Annotated in this window: 10 protein-coding genes and 1 pseudogene; 5 read left to right on the forward strand and 6 right to left on the reverse strand. The window is 71.5% G+C overall.

Features of this window, described 5'->3' with window-relative positions; all coding sequences use genetic code 11:
* Nucleotide 1: 1 nt before the first annotated feature.
* The 3 genes from QNO09_RS27315 to QNO09_RS27325 all read left to right on the forward strand — a co-directional run bounded on the left by QNO09_RS27315 (nt 2) and on the right by QNO09_RS27325 (nt 5,207).
* A complete protein-coding gene (locus QNO09_RS27315) occupies nt 2-979 on the forward strand; it encodes a PDR/VanB family oxidoreductase (protein WP_283972913.1) in 978 nt (325 codons plus the stop codon).
* Nucleotides 980-1,062: 83 nt separating this feature from the next.
* Nucleotides 1,063-4,290: a fused isobutyryl-CoA mutase/GTPase IcmF gene (icmF, locus tag QNO09_RS27320; protein WP_283972914.1), complete on the forward strand. Its 3,228-nt coding sequence runs from the start codon at nt 1,063-1,065 to the stop codon at nt 4,288-4,290.
* A 56-nt stretch (nt 4,291-4,346) separates the two neighbouring features.
* On the forward strand, nt 4,347-5,207 hold the full coding sequence (locus tag QNO09_RS27325) for a 3-hydroxybutyryl-CoA dehydrogenase (RefSeq protein WP_283972915.1): 861 nt from the start codon (nt 4,347-4,349) through the stop codon (nt 5,205-5,207).
* 69 nt (nt 5,208-5,276) lie between these two features.
* Here the strand turns inward: QNO09_RS27325 and QNO09_RS27330 are convergent, their stop codons facing one another.
* From QNO09_RS27330 to QNO09_RS27350, 5 genes are all read right to left on the reverse strand, one after another.
* Nucleotides 5,277-6,182 carry a universal stress protein gene (locus QNO09_RS27330; protein WP_283972916.1) on the reverse strand — a complete coding sequence of 302 codons (906 nt, stop codon included), beginning with the start codon at nt 6,180-6,182 and terminating at the stop codon, nt 5,277-5,279.
* 259 nt (nt 6,183-6,441) lie between these two features.
* Nucleotides 6,442-9,159, reverse strand: a complete 2,718-nt coding sequence (locus QNO09_RS27335) for a cation-translocating P-type ATPase (RefSeq protein WP_283972917.1) — start codon at nt 9,157-9,159, stop codon at nt 6,442-6,444.
* Between the two features lie 2 nt (nt 9,160-9,161).
* Nucleotides 9,162-10,031: a universal stress protein gene (locus QNO09_RS27340; protein WP_283972918.1), complete on the reverse strand. Its 870-nt coding sequence runs from the start codon at nt 10,029-10,031 to the stop codon at nt 9,162-9,164.
* Between the two features lie 436 nt (nt 10,032-10,467).
* Nucleotides 10,468-11,355, reverse strand: coding sequence for a universal stress protein (locus QNO09_RS27345; protein ID WP_283972919.1), 888 nt, complete (start codon nt 11,353-11,355; stop codon nt 10,468-10,470).
* A 306-nt stretch (nt 11,356-11,661) separates the two neighbouring features.
* The gene (locus QNO09_RS27350; RefSeq protein WP_283972976.1) at nt 11,662-11,850 is read right to left on the reverse strand and encodes a hypothetical protein; all 189 of its coding nucleotides are present in this window, start codon (nt 11,848-11,850) and stop codon (nt 11,662-11,664) included.
* Between the two features lie 77 nt (nt 11,851-11,927).
* Here QNO09_RS27350 and QNO09_RS27355 point away from each other — a divergent pair.
* Together QNO09_RS27355 and QNO09_RS27360 are read left to right on the forward strand one after the other, a co-directional pair.
* Nucleotides 11,928-12,506 (forward strand): annotated as a pseudogene (locus QNO09_RS27355) (putative PEP-binding protein); the annotation flags it as partial.
* A complete protein-coding gene (locus QNO09_RS27360; RefSeq protein WP_349636989.1) occupies nt 12,503-12,922 on the forward strand; it encodes a CBS domain-containing protein in 420 nt (139 codons plus the stop codon). The pseudogene QNO09_RS27355 and the gene QNO09_RS27360, both read left to right, overlap by 4 nt.
* Nucleotides 12,923-13,447: 525 nt before the next feature.
* On the opposite strand, the gene QNO09_RS27365 is transcribed toward QNO09_RS27360, so the two are convergent.
* The gene (locus QNO09_RS27365) at nt 13,448-15,832 is read right to left on the reverse strand and encodes a phosphoketolase family protein (protein ID WP_283972920.1); all 2,385 of its coding nucleotides are present in this window, start codon (nt 15,830-15,832) and stop codon (nt 13,448-13,450) included.
* Nucleotides 15,833-16,206: the final 374 nt, after the last annotated feature.

Below are 16,206 nucleotides of genomic sequence, written 5' to 3' on the forward strand. Positions count from 1 at the left end.
CATGAACGTCCAACTGACCTCGGTCCACACGACCCTTGTCGTGGCGGCCCGTGCCCTCGCCGCCGACGGCGTCGTCTCCCTCACCCTGCGCCGCCCCGACGGCGGCATGCTCCCCGCCTGGACGCCGGGCGCCCACATCGACGTACTCCTGGCCGGTGCCGACGGTGAGGACGGAGACCTGATCCGTCAGTACTCCCTGTGCGGAGACCCGGTCGCACGCGACTGCTGGCAGATCGCCGTGCTGCGCGAGCCACAGGGCCGCGGCGGCTCCGCGTACGTCCACGACCACCTGCGCGAAGGCGCCCTCGTGCGGGTCCGCGGACCGCGGAACAACTTCCCGCTGCGGCCCGCCGCTCGCCACCTGTTCATCGCCGGCGGCGTCGGTATCACGCCCATCCTCCCGATGGTGGAGGCCGCCGAGGCCGCGGGGGCCGACTGGCGCCTGCTCTACGGCGGGCGCAGCCGTACCTCGATGGCGTTCCTGGACCGCCTCGCCCCGCACGGGGACCGGGTACTCGTCCGTCCGCAGGACGAGTACGGCCTGCTGGACCTCGCGGCCCATCTCGGCGTTCCCGAGAAGGGCACACTGGTGCACGCCTGCGGTCCCGAGCCCCTGTTGCAGGCGGTGCAGGAACACTGCGGGGCCTGGCCTCCCGGCACGCTGGGCGTGGAACGGTTCGCCCCGGCACCGACGGCCGCGACCGGCCACGCCGAGGTCTTCGAAGTGGAGCTCGCCCGAACCGGGCTCACCCTCACCGTGCCGGCGGACCGCTCGATCCTCGAAACCGTGGAGCGGGCCGGTGTCGCGGTCGACTTCTCCTGCCGGGAAGGCACGTGCGGCACCTGCGAGACCGACGTACTCGACGGCAAGCCCGACCACCGCGACTCGCTGCTGACCGAGGACGAGCGGGCCGCCGGTGACACCATGCTCATCTGCGTCTCCCGCTCGTGCGGGACTCGCCTCGTCCTGGATCTGTGACGGCGATCACTCCGAACTATTTACTAGGACGTCCTAGTATCTCTTCTGTCGGCAGTACCTCCGCCCCGTCCGGGAAGGCCCCCATGAGTGATCTGCACCGGCCCGTGCATCCCGTCCGCCTGGTCACGGCTTCGGCTCTGTTCGACGGGCACGACGCGTCGATCAACATCATGCGGCGCATCTTCCAGTCCCAGGGCGCGGAGGTGATCCACCTCGGTCACAACCGGTCGGTGCGGGAGGTCGTGGACGCCGCTCTGGAGGAGGACGCCCACGGTGTCGCCGTCTCGTCGTACCAGGGCGGGCACGTGGAGTACTTCGAGTACCTGGTCGATTCGCTGCGCGAGCGGGGAGCCGACCACATCCGTGTGGTGGGCGGCGGAGGCGGCGTCATCGTGCCCGAGGAGATCGCCCGGCTGCGCGGCAGCGGGGTGACCATCTTCTCGCCCGAGGACGGGCAGCGGATGGGCCTGGCCGGGATGGTCAACTCGGTTGTCCGGGACTGCGACTTCGACCTCTGGGACGGCAAGCCGGCCGACGCGTCCGCCGTGCTCGCCGGTGACCGGTTCGCGATCGCCCGCGCCATCACCGGCGCGGAACTGGGCAAGCTGTCCCCGGATCTCCTGGAGCGGCTGAGGGCCGCCGCCGCGGCACGGCCCGTGCCGGTGCTCGGCATCACCGGCACGGGCGGCTCGGGCAAGTCGTCACTGACGGACGAGCTGGTGCGCCGCTTCCGCCTCGACCAGCAGGACAAGCTGCGGATCGCCGTGATCGCGGTCGACCCGACCCGCCGCCGCGGCGGCGGGGCACTGCTCGGTGACCGGATCCGCATGAACTCCCTGGACGGCAGCCGGGTCTTCTTCCGCAGCCTGGCCACCCGTGGCAGTCGTGAGCTGCCCGAGCACCTGACCGACGTCATCGACGTGGTCAAGGCCGCCGGGTTCGAGCTGGTGATCGTGGAGACGCCGGGCATCGGTCAGGGCGACGCGGCGATCGTGCCGTTCGTCGACACCTCGCTGTATGTGATGACACCGGAGTTCGGTGCCGCCTCGCAGCTGGAGAAGATCGACATGCTCGACTTCGCCGACGTCGTGGCGATCAACAAGTTCGAGCGGCGCGGCGCCCAGGACGCGCTGCGCGACGTGGGGCGTCAACTGGTCCGCAACCGCGAGGCGTTCGGCATGCGGCCCGAGGACATGCCGGTGTACGGCACGTCGGCGGCGACGTTCAACGACGACGGTGTCACCGCGCTCTACCAGCACCTGAAAACGGGCCTGGCGGAGAAGGGCCTGCCGCTGTCCGAAGGTGCGCTGGCACCGGTCGCGGTACGCCACTCCTCCGGTATCCGGCAGGTGGTCCCCGCGGGCCGGGTGCGCTACCTCGCCGAGATCACCGACACGGTCCGCGCGTACCACGCCGAGACCGCGCTACTGGCCGAGGCGGCCAGGCGCGTGCAGCGACTGGAGGCGGTCAGGGACGAACTCGCCGGGGCCGACTGTGACGCGGCGAACGTGCAGTCGCTCCTCGACGACGCCCGCGGGCAGCTCCCGCACCGGATCGCGGAGCAGATCGGGAACTGGCCCGCCGTCATCGCCTCCTACTCCGGGGACGAGCAGGTGGTGAAGGTCCGGGACCGGGAGATCCGCACCAAGCTGACCCGCGAGTCCCTGTCCGGCAACAAGGTCCCGCGCGTCGCCCTGCCCCGCTTCACCGACCACGGCGAGCTGGTGCGGTTCTGGCGTGGAGAGAACCTGCCCGGCTACTTCCCCTTCACGGCCGGGGTGTTCCCTTTCAAGCGCGACGGCGAGGACCCGGCGCGGATGTTCGCCGGTGAGGGCGGTCCGTTCCGCACGAACCGGCGCTTCAAGCTGCTCTCCGAAGGCCAGCCGGCCACCCGCCTGTCCACCGCCTTCGACTCGGTCACCCTGTACGGCCGCGACCCCGACGAGCGCCCCGACATCTACGGCAAGGTCGGCACGTCCGGGGTGTCGGTGGCAACGCTCGCGGACATGAAGGCCCTCTACGACGGCTTCGACCTGACCTCACCCACGACCTCGGTCTCCATGACCATCAACGGACCCGCGCCGACGATCCTGGCGTTCTTCCTCAACACCGCCATCGACCAGCAGGCGGAGAAGTTCCGAGCCGCCGAGGGCCGTGACCCGTCGCCCGAGGAGGCGGACGAGCTGCGGGCCCACGCGCTCGCGAGCGTGCGCGGCACGGTGCAGGCCGACATCCTCAAGGAGGACCAGGGACAGAACACCTGCCTGTTCTCCACCGAGTTCTCCCTGCGGATGATGGCGGACATCCAGGAGTGGTTCATCGCCCACAAGGTCCGCAACTTCTACTCCGTGTCCATATCCGGCTACCACATCGCCGAAGCCGGCGCGAACCCCATCAGCCAGCTCGCCTTCACCCTCGCCAACGGCTTCACCTACGTCGAGGCCTACCTCGCCCGCGGCATGCACATCGACGACTTCGCCCCGAACCTGTCGTTCTTCTTCTCCAACGGCATGGACCCCGAGTACTCCGTCCTCGGCCGGGTCGCCCGCCGGGTCTGGGCCGTCGCGATGAGGGAGAAGTACGGAGCCAACGAACGCAGTCAGAAGCTGAAGTACCACGTCCAGACCTCCGGACGCTCCCTGCACGCCCAGGAGATGGACTTCAACGACATCCGCACCACCCTCCAGGCCCTCACGGCCATCTACGACAACGCGAACTCGCTGCACACCAACGCCTACGACGAGGCCGTCACCACCCCGTCCGAGGAGTCGGTGCGGCGGGCGCTGGCGATCCAGCTGGTCATCAACCGCGAGTGGGGCCTGGCGATGAACGAGAACCCCCTCCAGGGATCGTTCATCGTCGACGAACTCACGGACCTGGTGGAGGAGGCCGTACTCCAGGAGTTCGAGCGGATCAGCGAGCGCGGTGGCGTGCTGGGCGCGATGGAGACCGGCTACCAGCGGGGCCGCATCCAGGACGAGTCGATGCTGTACGAGCAGCGCAAGCACGACGGCTCCCTGCCCATCATCGGCGTCAACACCTTCCTGCGCCCCGGGGGCGACAGCTGGCCCCAGGAGCTGGAACTCGCCCGGGCCACGGAGGAGGAGAAGCAGTCCCAACTGGAGCGCGTGCGGCACTTCCACACCGGCCACCGCGACCAGGCCCACGACGCCCTGGCCGCTCTCAAGAACGCGGCGACGAACGGTGACAACGTCTTCGCCGTCCTCATGGACGCCACCCGGGTCTGCTCCCTCCAGCAGATCACCGAGGCCTTCTTCGAGGTGGGCGGCCAATACCGCCGCAACGTCTGACCCAGCCCCACCGTCCCGGAAGCCACCCCGCAGCGACTCACCAGATAGGACCTCAAATGGATCCCGTTACTCGTCTCGGCGTGGTCGGATGCGGCCTCATGGGCTCCGGCATCGCCGAAGTCGCGGCCCGCAGCGGCATCGACGTCCGAGTCGCCGAGGCCACGCCGGACGCGCTGGAGGCAGGCCGCCGCCGGCTCACCGCCTCACTGGACCGAGGCCTGCGGCGTGGCAAGCTCAGCGAGGAGCAGCGGGACCAGGCCCTCGCCAGGCTTTCCTTCACCCACGACCTCAGCGACTTGGCCGACCGCCAGTTCGTCGTCGAGGCGGTCGCCGAGAACCGCGACATCAAGACCGACGTCCTGCGGACCCTGGACAAGGCGGTCGAAGACCCCGCGGCGGTCCTGGCCACCAACACCTCCTCGATCCCCATCGTCGATCTCGCCGTCGTCACCGAGCGGCCCGCACAGGTCATCGGCATGCACTTCTTCAACCCCGTGCCCGTGCAGCAGTTGGTGGAGGTCATTCCCGCCCTCACCACCAGCGCGGACACCGTGCTGCGCACCCGCGGCTTCGCCGAGCAGTTGGGCAGACGGGCCATCCAGGCGCCCGACCGCTCCGGCTTCGTCGTCAACGCCCTCCTCGTGCCCTACCTGCTCAGCGCGGTACGGATGGTGGAGTCGGGCTCCGCACAGCCGGAGGACATCGACCGGGGCATGGAACTCGGATGTGCCCACCCCATGGGGCCGTTGCGGCTGCTCGACCTCATCGGCCTCGACACCGCCCAGGCCGTGGCCGAGTCGATGTACGAGGAGTTCAAGGAGCCGCTGTACGCACCGCCGTCCCTCCTGCGCCGCATGGTCGCCGCGGGCCACCTCGGCCGCAAGAGCGGCCGGGGCTTCCACATCTACGACGCCTGAGCGCGCGTTCCGGCTGGGGTGCCGTGAACGCGCCTTCGGGTCACGTCGTCCTTCTGTCCGCTGGGCTGGTCAGCCGTGCGCGACGACGCCGACGGGGGCGGCTGCGTGATGCATGACCGCGTGAGCCACGGACCCGATGTGCACGCCCAGCGGATTGCGGCGACGGCGCCTGCCGATGACGACGAGGGAGGCGTCGCGGGAGGAGTCGACGAGGAGGTTCGCGGCGTTGCCGGGGCGGGAGACCTCGGCGACCTCGACGTCCGGGTACTTCTGCCGCCAGGGCAGCAGCACCTCGGTGAGCGCGGTGGCCTCCGCCCGGGCGAACTCCTCGTGCGACTCGAAACCCGCACCCATGGTGTAGACGGCGTAGGGCGACAGGCCCCAGCCGTGTACGACGGTCAGCGGGGCCCGACGGCACCCGGCCTCCTCGAAGGCGAAGTCGAGCACGCTCTCGGCGGGGCTGTCGGTGTCCAAGCCCAGAACGACGGGCCGGAACGCGGTGGCGGCGGACGGGATGCCGGCGGAGTCCCTGACATGTTCGTCCACGGCCTGCTCCCCGGCACGCACGAGGACCACGGCCGTCTCGGTACGGGCGACCACGCTCTGCCCTATGGACCCCACCAGGAAGCCTCCGAGGCCGCTCAGCGCGCGGGAGCCGAGGACCAGCAGTTCCGCGTCGCGGGCCGCCTCCACGAGGGCGTCGGTCCGCGAACCGGTCAGCTGCTCGATGCCCACTTCGACATCCGGGTGGCGCAGCCGCAGGCCCTCGGCGGTCTCACGCGGGATCCGCTCGGTCCAGTGCCGGTGGGTCTCCGCGCCGAGGAGCGGCGCCTGCGCCATGCGTGCGGGTACGGGTTGCCACACGTGAACCAGCTTCACGGCCAGCCCGCGCAGCGCTGCCTCACGGGCGGCCCAGTCCGCGGCGGCCCGGCTCTCCAGCGAGCCATCGAGTCCCACGATGATCATACCGGGCATGAAGCCCACCTCCTGTGTCGGACAAGTGCTACGACCTTGTCGTTCAGCGGTTTTCGAAGCCAGGGGCCGATGGGCCCGGACGGGGCCCGACCGGCCCCATCGGCCGGCCGGCTCCGAGGTGGAGAACCACCTGGGCATGGCCGTCATCTGCTCGCCGATGGGCGGGACGCCCTCACTCACGGTCGAACGGAAGCCGAACCCCGACGGGCCGGCCGCATGGCCCGTGGGCCCCTTCTCGGACCTCGTGGGTGCCGGGGTCTCACGGGGTCGATGGCGGTGCTGCGCGCCGTCCGTGTCGTGCGTGTGCGGCCCGCCAGCCGTGCTCGGTCAGCAGCACGGTGAAGGCGGTGGCGAGGCAGATCGCCCACTGCGCCGGGCTGAGGGCGACGGTGTCGAAGACTCCTTGGGCGACCGGCGCCTGTACGGCGACGACCTGGAGGGTGAGGACGGCGGTCAGGCAGATCCACAGGGTGCGGTTGTGCAGCTGGTGGCGTCCGAGGACGGGGCCGTCCTCGCTGCGCGCGGCCAGGGCGTTGCAGAGCTGGAAGAGGACGAACGTGGTGAAGCCCATGGTGGCGGCGGTCGCGGTGTCGGTGAGGTGACGGGCCCCCGCGAACACCGCCAGGGTGCCGACGGCCATGACCGCGCCGGAACGGATGACGGCGGCCAAGCGGCGGGCGTTCAGGATGCGTTCGCCGGGTGGGCGGGGCGGACGCCGCATCACGTTGCCCCCCGGTGGGTCGACGGCCAGGGCCATGGCGGGCGGCCCGTCCATGATGATGTTGACCCAGAGCAGCTGGATCGCGGACATGGGGGCGGGCATCCCGGCCAGTACGGTGGCGAGCAGGGTGAGGATGGCGCCGACGTTGGTGGACAGCTGGAAGCGGACGAAGGTGACGATGTTGTCGTAGATGGAGCGACCCTCACGGACCGCACGGACGATGGTGGAGAAGTCGTCGTCGGTGAGCACGATGTCGGCGGCCTCTTTGGCCACGTCGGTGCCGGTGACGCCCATCGCGACGCCGATGTGGGCGGCGCGCAGGGCAGCGGCGTCGTTGACTCCGTCCCCGGTCATGGCCACGATGTGGCCGCGTCGGGCAAGCGCACGGACGAGGGTCACCTTGTGTTCGGGGGCGACACGGGCGAATACACCGACGCCCTCGATCCGGTCCGCCAGTTCGTCGTCGGTCATCCGGGCCAGTTCGGTGCCGGAGACAACCTCGCCGGTGATGCCGAGTTCGCGGGCGATGGCGGTCGCGGTGTCGGCATGGTCCCCGGTGATCATTTTGACGCTGACACCGGCCTCCCGGGCCAGGGCGACCGCGTCGCGGGCCTCGGGGCGGGGCGGGTCGGCGATCCCGGCGACGGCGGTCAGGGTCAGCCCTCGCACCTCCTCCGGGTGGCCCCGGTCGGCGGTCGCGGTCGCGGCGCCCAGGACGCGCAGGCCCTGGCCGCCCATCCGCCGGGCGGCGTCGGTGACTTCCCGGCGGCGCTCGACGTCGAGGAGTGCCGGTCCCCGCTCGGTCAGGACGTGGGTGCAGCGGTCCAGCAGGACGTCGACGGCTCCCTTGGCGTGGACGACGGTCCGGCCGTCGGCGTCACGGTGGAAGGTGGCCATGTACTTGGCGGCCGGATCGAAGGGCACCTCCCCCGTACGCGGCACGTGCCCGCGCGGTTCGGCGTCGAGGCCGGCCTTGGCGGCAAGCACGATCAGGGCGGCCTCGGTGGGGTCGCCGGTGACACCGTCCGCGGTGCGGCGGGCGTCGTTGCACAGCGCGAACGGCAGCACCGCGTCGCGCACGTCCACGCCGGTGGTGTCGGCGGAGAGCACCGTGCCGGTGGTGTCGTAACCCTCGCCGGTCACCTCGTGGTCGCGTCCGGCCGCCCACAGGGCGCGGACGGTCATCTCGTTCATGGTGAGTGTGCCGGTCTTGTCGCTGCACACCACGGTCGCCGAGCCGAGCGCCTCCACGGAGGCCAGTCGCTTGACGATGGCTCCGCGGCGGGCCATGCGGTAGACGCCCAGTGCCAGGGTGAGCGCGAGAACGGCGGGCAGCCCTTCGGGGATCGCCGCGACGGCCAGGGCCACCGCCCGCAGCGCGAGGTCGGCCGGCTCCTCGCCGCGCAGGAGGCCCACGAGGGCGTAGGCGGCCACGGCGACGCCGCTGATCGCGGCCAGGCGCCGGCCCAGGCTGTCCATCTGGACCTGGAGCGGGCTGGGCGGTTCCGCGCCGGTGCGCAGTGCCTCGGCGATCGCGCCGACCTCCGTGCGCATGCCGGTGGCCGTGACGATCATCTCGGCGCGACCGCGGGTCAGCGCGGTGTTCATGAAGAGCATGCCGGTGCGCTCGGCGACGGGGACGGGCTCGCCGCCGTCAGCCGCTGCGGGCGCGGTCGTCTTCGCGACGGGACGGGACTCACCGGTCAGCGCCGCCTCGGCGGCCTCGACCGATTCGGCGACGGCCAGCCGCCCGTCGGCCGGGATACGGTCTCCGGCTTCCAGGAGGACGATGTCGCCGGGCACGAGGGCGCCGGCCGGGATCGTCCTCACCTGCCCGTCGCGCCGTACACGCGCGGTGGGGACCAGCATCTGGCGCAGCGCTTCCAGGCTGCGCTCGGCCCGCCGTTCCTGCAGGTAGCCGATGGTGGCGTTGATGAGCAGGACGACGGTGATGACGAGTGCGTCCTTGACCTCGCCGATGATCCCGGCGACGACGGCTGCGGCGAGCAGGATGCCGATCAGCCAGCTGCGGAACTGGTCCAGCAGGCGCAGCCACTGCGGCCTGCGGGCCGGTTCCGCCAGCTCGTTGGCTCCCCACTCGGTGGCCCTCCGCTCGGCGTCCACCGTGGTCAGACCCATGGCCGGGACCACCGCGAGCGAGTCCGCCACGTCAGTGGCGTCGCGTCGGTGGGCGTCCGGCCGCAGGGGCGCCCGTGCCGGCGGAGTGGGATCGTCCAGCCTGGTCCGCTGAGACACGGTCACTCCTCCCCGCGGACGACGGCGACGGGACAGTGGGCGTGGTGCAGCAGGGCCTGGCTGACCGAACCGAGCAAGAGCCCGGTGAAACCGCCGCGCCCCCGGGCACCGACGACCACCAGTTGAGCACCTCGGCCGGCATCGATGAGGGCCTGACGGACACGGGAGCGCACCAGGCGTCGCTCCACCGACACCTGGGGGAACTTCCCCTGCCAGGCGCTGACCGCCTCGTCCAGCAGCTGCTGTTCGGCCTCACGGAGCCGGTCGGCGTCCGCCACCATGGCGTTCAGGGGGTCGCCGGGACCCTTGTAGGCGTGCTCGCTCCAGGTGTTCCAGACGTGCACGGCCACCAGCGGCGCCTTGCGCAGGGCCGCCTCGGTGAAGGCGAACTCCACCGCGCCCGCGCCGGCTTCGGAGCCGTCCACGGCCAGCACCACCGGACCGGCCGGGTCGGGGCGGCCTCGTACCACCATCAGAGGGCAGTGGCCGTGTGCGGCCAGGTGGACCGCCGTCGATCCCAGCAGTAGTCCCGAGAAGCCGCTCAGGCCCCGGCTGCCGGTCACGGCCAGCGACGCCGACCGCGACTCGATCTCCAGTACCTCGGTTGCCTCCCCGGCCACCACCGACCGGGTGACGGCCACATCCGGCGCTGCCGTGTGGGCCAGTTCCTCGGCGCGGGCCAGCACTCCGTGGGTCATCGGCTCCAGACCGTGGTCGGCCGGGCTCCAGGGCGGACTGCCGGCCGGCCGGTGTCCGAACGCGTGCACGATCCGCAATGGGGCGCCACGCAGCTGCGCCTCACGGGCCGCGACTTCGACCGCCTCAAGACTGGAGGCGGAGCCGTCCACCCCTGCGATCACCGGATGAGTCACTGGGTTCTCCTGTTCCCGAGCGCCGCCGATGTGCGGCTTCTCGTCTCCCAGCCTCGGCTCAGCCGCTCGTTGTGCCCAGGGGCCACAGGGCCGTACCGAGGGCCGTTCGGCCCTGCCGAGTGTCTGCGGGCGATCCGGGCACCGGGCACGAGGCACCCCATGAGCAGGTCCACCCGTGGCACGGGAAGCACGAGGGCCACCGGCAGGCAGAGCGACACGTCGAAGGCCCGCGGCGGTGTGGTCCGCCGCGGGCCCGAGCCACCGTTTCGCCGCCCGTGGCGCCCCCCTCGCCGTCACCGACGCCTCGGCGCGTGGCCGCCTCTCGGCGCCGCACCGGCCATGAGGTGACGCCCCGCGCATCCGCGGCTGTCCTCACCCCACCCGGCACGCGACCCGCCCGCGTCCCGGGACGGGCAGGGCCCCGCACCTGGTGCGGTCAGTCCCGCGCGCCCGCCGCCCGCACCACCGCCACCGGGCAGTGGGCGTGGTGGAGGAGGGCCTGGCTGACCGAGCCGAGCAGCAACCCGGCGAAGCCGCCGCGCCCTCGGGCACCGACCACGACCAACTGCGCGGACCGGCTGGCGTCGATCAACGCCTCCCGGGTTCGGCCGCGCACCACTTTCTGCTCCACCACCACTCTCGGATACCGTGCCCGGTGGCCGGCCAGCGCCTCGGACAGCAGGCGCTCCTCCTGCCCGGCGAGGGCGCCCGGCGGGTTCGCGTACGGAGCCGACGCATCCTGCGGCGCGGGCATCGGCGCGTTCCACGTGGTCCAGGCGTGCAGCGCAACCAACGGCGCCTTCCGCAGCTCGGCCTCGGCGAAGGCGAACTCCACCGCCCGCTCCCCCGCGGCCGAGCCGTCGACACCCAGCACCACCGGATCGTCCGCACTCGGCTCCTCCCGGGCCACCAGCACCGGACACCGGCCGTGCGCCGCCAGGTGCACCGCCGTCGACCCCACCAGCAGCCCGACGAAGCCGCCCATGCCCCGGGAGCCCACCACCACCAGCTCTGCCGCGCGCGACTGGGCCTCCAGGACCGTCAGGGAATCACCCGCCACCACGGCGCCGTTCACGTCGACCTCCGGTGCCGTCGCCCGCGCACGCTCGACCGCTTCGGTCACCAGACGGTCGGCCATCTTCCGAAGCCCGCCGTCGGGCGGACCCAACGGCGAGGGACTCAAGGGCACATGCGTCGCCGGCCAGACGAACGCGTGCACCACCCTGAGCTCCGCCCCACGCGCCCGCGCCTCCCGGGCCGCCGCCTCCACCGCGGCGAGACTCGACGCCGACCCGTCCACACCCACGACCACCAGAGCACTCATCGTGCCTCCTCCACTCGGACTTTCTTGGTTCTCCTCTCCAGCCCACCCCGGGCACCGCCTCGCTGTCACGGGGTCCACTGGCCACCGACAGGGCCGACCGGCCCTGTGCCGGCCGTCCGGCATGCCGGTCCCCGGACGCCGCGGGCCGCGCCGTCCGTCCTTACCCGAACGTTCTTCCACTCATCTCCTTGTGTGCGTCAGCGCTCGCGCAGCGGAGAAGACCAGGACCGCCGCGATGCCTGCCGACAGGAGGTGGAAGGCAGGGTGGAGCACTGCCGCGTTCAGGGTGCGCCGGCCTCGACGACCTCACACCGTGGTCCGCCCCGCACGACCTTCAGCGCGCCGGTGTCGGGGCCGGTGCGAAGACGTCGTACGCCTCTTCCATACGCCGCCGACCACCACGGCCTCATAGCGGTCCAGGTCCGTCACGGTCTCGGCGATCTTCTCCATCGATCCGTTGGTCGACCCGTGGGCGACGAGCACCCTCTGCGCCATGGTGTCCGCCTCCTTTCACAAACGCCGCAGCCAGTCGTCCGCGACGCCACCGGGAACGCGCGTGTCGTCCCGGAACCGACGAGGGGCTCATCACGCCGGACGAGGCCCTGGCCCGGGTGAGCGGCGAGGGCCTGGCCCGGCTGATGTTCCCGCGGTTCGACGCCTCCGCGACCGGTACCGCGCTGGCCCACGGTGTCCCGGCCTCTCCCGGCGCGGCGGTCGGGGCCGTGGTCTTCGACTCCGCCCAGGCCGTACGCCGCGCCGCGGCCGGCGAGAAGGTCGTCCTCGTCCGCCAGGAGACCACCCCGGACGACCTGCCCGGCATGATCGCCGCACAGGCGGTCCTCACCAGCCGGGGTGGCAAGACCAGCTCCGCCTACCTGGACAAGGGCGTCTTCTCCGCGTCCCCCTTCGAGACGCTCGACCGCGAGGGGGTCGGCCGACTGGTGGGCATCGCCGTCGCCGAGGGCCGCGCCACACGCCCGGACCTCACGATCGGGGTGTGCGGTGAGCACGGCGGCGATCCCGACTCGGTGCACTTCTTCCACACCGCCGGACTGGACTACGTCTCCTGCTCGCCGTTCCGGGTGCCGGTGGCGCGACTGGAGGCAGGCCGGGCGGCGCTGGAGGAGACCGAGGGGAGCGACAGCAGATGAACCGTAGCCCCGCCATCACCGTGCACCCCGAGCAGACCGTGCCGGACGCCGCCCGGCTCGTGGAGCGCCGCGGCGTCGAGCGGCTGCCCGTGGTCGACGAGGCCGACCGCCTCATCGGCATCGCCACCCGTCGCGACCTGCTGCGGGTCTTCCCGCGCGAGGACGACGACGTCCGCCGTCAGGTGACCGAGGAGGTCGTCGTCACCGCGCTGAACCGTCCGTCCGACGCTGTCCGCGTCTCCGTCCGCGAAGGCGTCGTCACCCTCGACGGCCGGGTCGAAGTGCGCAGCCAGGTGCCGGAGCCCGTGCACGCCCTCTGGCGCCTCGACGGCGTGGTCGGCGTGGTGAACGGCCCGGGCTTGCGCATCGACGACTGCGAGTCACCCGCCCCGTCCCACCGGACCGGGAGCCGGTGACCGCAGCGGCGGGCACTGCCGTGCCGCGGCTCGATCGGACCGGGGCCGACGGTCCCTGCCGAGCCGGGCCGGACGGACCCGAGAGGGACCCTTCGGCGCCTGCCACGGCGCCGGGACCCGCCGGAGAGTGGAGCCAGGGAGGGGCGCCGGTCCCCCGCGGTGTCCCTCCCGTCCCGAGCCCCCGCATGAGCACGGCGGCCCCTGACGACGGAGGGTGCGCGCCGGCCAACCGCGCATGCCGATGCGCGACGACATGCAGGAGCTCATGCGCACTGCGTACAACGGCTGAACACGGCCGTACCGGAAGCCGCCGCGCGGGAGCCTGACAGCTTCCGCGCGGTGGCTTCGCCATGCGGAGCGGTGCCGGCCGACGTACCGAGGGGGTCCCACGGGCCCCTGCGCATGGGCCATCGGGCCGTACTGCACTGCCGGTGTGCTCGTGCGTCACACGGACAGCCAGCCCAGGTGCTCGCAGGGCCCGGACAGCGGATCCGGCGTCCGCGGTCCGGGCCGCTCGGGCTCCTGTCAGCCGTCCCACGTCCAGTCGGCGACCTCGGGCAGGTCGACGCCGTGCTCGCGGATGTACGCGTGGTGGCGCAGCCGGGCGTCCTCCATTTCCTGACGTACGGCCGCCGCGCGCACCGCGAGGCCGGGGACACGGTCGATGACGTCCATGACCAGCCGGTAGCGGTCCAGGTCATTGCGGACCACCATGTCGAACGGTGTGGTGGTGGTGCCCATCTCCTTGTAGCCGCGCACGTGCAGGTGCTGGTGGCCGGTGCGGCGGTAGGCCAATCGGTGGATCAGCCAGGGGTAGCCGTGGTAGGCGAAGACGACCGGCTTGTCGGGGGTGAACAGGCCGTCGTACTCGAAGTCGGTCATTCCATGGGGGTGTTCCTCGCTCGGCAGCAGTCGCGCGATGTCGACGACGTTCACGACCCGGACGGCCAGCTCCGGCAGGTGGTTCCTCAGCAGCTGTGCGGCGGCCAGTACCTCCTGTGTGGGGACGTCGCCGGCTGCCGCGAGCACCACGTCCGGTTCCCGCTTGCCGCTGTCGGTGCCGGCCCAGTCCCAGATTCCGGCGCCGCGGGCGCAGTGCGCCTCGGCCTGTTCCATGGTCAGCCAGTCGAAGCAGGGCTGTTTACCGGCGACGATGACGTTGACGTAGTCCTTGCTGCGCAGGGCGTGGTCGGCGACGGAGAGCAGGGTGTTGGCGTCCGGCGGCAGGTAGACCCGGACGGCTTCGGGGCTCTTGTTGAGGATGTGGTCGACGAAGCCGGGGTCCTGGTGGGAGAAGCCGTTGTGGTCCTGACGCCACACGTGGGAGGTGAGGAGGTAGTTGAGGGAGGTGATGGGGGCGCGCCAGGGCAGCCGGCGGGTCACGCGCAGCCACTTGATGTGCTGGTTGACCATCGAGTCGACGATGTGGACGAACGCCTCGTAGCAGGAGAACAGCCCGTGCCGGCCGGTGAGGAGGTAGCCCTCCAGCCAGCCCTGACAGGTGTGTTCGGACAGGATCTCCATCACCCGGCCGTGGCGGTCCAGGTGCTCGTCCACCTCGAGGGTGCCGGCCTGCCATGCCTTGCCGCTGGCGCCGTAGACGGCCTGGAGGCGGTTGGAAGCCGTCTCGTCGGGGCCGACCAGGCGAAAGTCGCGTCGGTCGGCGGTGTCGCGCATGACGTTCTCGAGCAGGTCGCCGAGGACGCGGGTGGGTTCGTGCAGGGTCGCGCCCGGCTTGTCCACCGGGACGGCGTACCGCTCCAGCGGCGGCAGCGGGAGTTCGCGCACCAGCAGGCCGCCGTTGGCGTGCGGGGTCGACCCCAGCCTGCGGGTGCCGTCGGGGACACACGCCAGGACGTCGGGGCGAGGCGCTCCGTGTTCGTCGAACAGCTCCTGCGGCCGGTAGGAGCGCAGCCATTCCTCGAGCTGCCGCAGGTGGTCGGGGTTGTCCCGGACGGCGGACAGGGGGACCTGGTGGGCTCGCCAGGTCCCTTCCACGGGAAGGCCGTCGACCTCGGCGGGGCCGGTCCAGCCCTTGGGGGTGCGCAGCACGATCATCGGCCAGCGGGGCCGCTCGGTCTCCCCGTCCTCGCGGGCGGCGCGCTGAATTCCGGCGATGCGGTCGGCGGCGGTGTCCATGGCCTGGGCCATCGCGCGGTGGACGGCGGCCGGCTCGTCGCCGGTGACGTGGAGGGGTTCGTGGCCGTACCCCCTGAGGAGTTCGTCGAGTTCGGATTCCGGAAGCCGGGACAGCACCGTGGGATTGGCGATCTTGTAGCCGTTGAGGTGCAGGATCGGCAGGACGGCGCCGTCCTGCACCGGGTCCAGGAACTTGTTGGAGTGCCAGGAGGCGGCCAGCGGCCCGGTCTCCGCCTCGCCGTCACCGATGACACAGGTGACCAGCAGGCCGGGGTTGTCGAAGGCGGCGCCGTAGGCGTGCGAGAGGGCGTATCCCAGTTCCCCGCCCTCATGGATGGAGCCGGGCGTCTCCGGAGCCACGTGACTGGGCACGCCTCCGGGAAACGAGAACTGCCGGAACAACCGAGCCATCCCGGCGGCGTCCCGAGTGATGTCCGGGTAGGTCTCCGTGTACGACCCTTCCAGCCAGGAGTTGGCCACCACGGCGGGACCCCCGTGGCCGGGGCCCCAGATGCAGAGGGCTTCCAGCCCACGGGAGTGAATGAGCCGGTTGAGGTGTGTGTACACGAGATTGAGGCCAGGTGACGTGCCCCAGTGACCGAGCAGCCGCGGTTTGACGTGCTCAGCGCGCAGCGGTTCGGTGAGCAGGGGATTGGACATCAGGTAGATCTGACCGACGGACAGGTAGTTCGCGGCACGCCAATGGGCGTCCAGCCTCCTCAATTCATCGTCTGTGAGCGAACCGGGCACCTGTTGCGAATGGACGGACATGCTGGGTTCCCTTGCGGATCGATGGTTCGGCCGACGGAGGGTTCTGCGAAGTCTTTTGTCCCAGCCTCCCCCGTTCACCGGGTGCCCGACAGGGCCGACCGGGCCCTTTTGTACACACCGCTTGGGGTGACCCGGTGTTCGATCGCGTCGGGGCATCGACTCCTTCACCCACAGACCACCGAGCGCTTGAGGACACCACGCTCCATCAGCGGCGTCGCGCCAACTCACTTGCCGTAGGAACGGGTGTGCGATGGAAGAGGCGTGGTGTGTCCTCGCACCTGTTCACCTTCACGTTCACCGTTGGTCCGGAGACCTCCGGGCCGACCGGGGGGCTTGTCCCGGCCCGCCCGGAGGTGCGGTTCCCGCCCCGGGTG

Origin of the sequence: Streptomyces sp. 378, from assembly GCF_030124145.1 — a bacterium.
In the GTDB taxonomy this organism is placed as follows: Bacteria; Actinomycetota; Actinomycetes; order Streptomycetales; family Streptomycetaceae; genus Streptomyces.

Coding starts and splice junctions, on each gene's coding strand:
- QNO09_RS27345 (WP_283972919.1), bottom strand. CDS start 11,355: ATGAGTGCTCTGGTGGTCGTGGGTGTGGACGGGTCGGCGTCGAGTCTC.
- QNO09_RS27325 (WP_283972915.1), top strand. CDS start 4,347: ATGGATCCCGTTACTCGTCTCGGCGTGGTCGGATGCGGCCTCATGGGC.
- icmF (WP_283972914.1), top strand. CDS start 1,063: ATGAGTGATCTGCACCGGCCCGTGCATCCCGTCCGCCTGGTCACGGCT.
- QNO09_RS27365 (WP_283972920.1), bottom strand. CDS start 15,832: ATGTCCGTCCATTCGCAACAGGTGCCCGGTTCGCTCACAGACGATGAA.
- QNO09_RS27360 (WP_349636989.1), top strand. CDS start 12,503: ATGAACCGTAGCCCCGCCATCACCGTGCACCCCGAGCAGACCGTGCCG.
- QNO09_RS27330 (WP_283972916.1), bottom strand. CDS start 6,182: ATGCCCGGTATGATCATCGTGGGACTCGATGGCTCGCTGGAGAGCCGG.
- QNO09_RS27315 (WP_283972913.1), top strand. CDS start 2: ATGAACGTCCAACTGACCTCGGTCCACACGACCCTTGTCGTGGCGGCC.
- QNO09_RS27350 (WP_283972976.1), bottom strand. CDS start 11,850: ATGGCGCAGAGGGTGCTCGTCGCCCACGGGTCGACCAACGGATCGATG.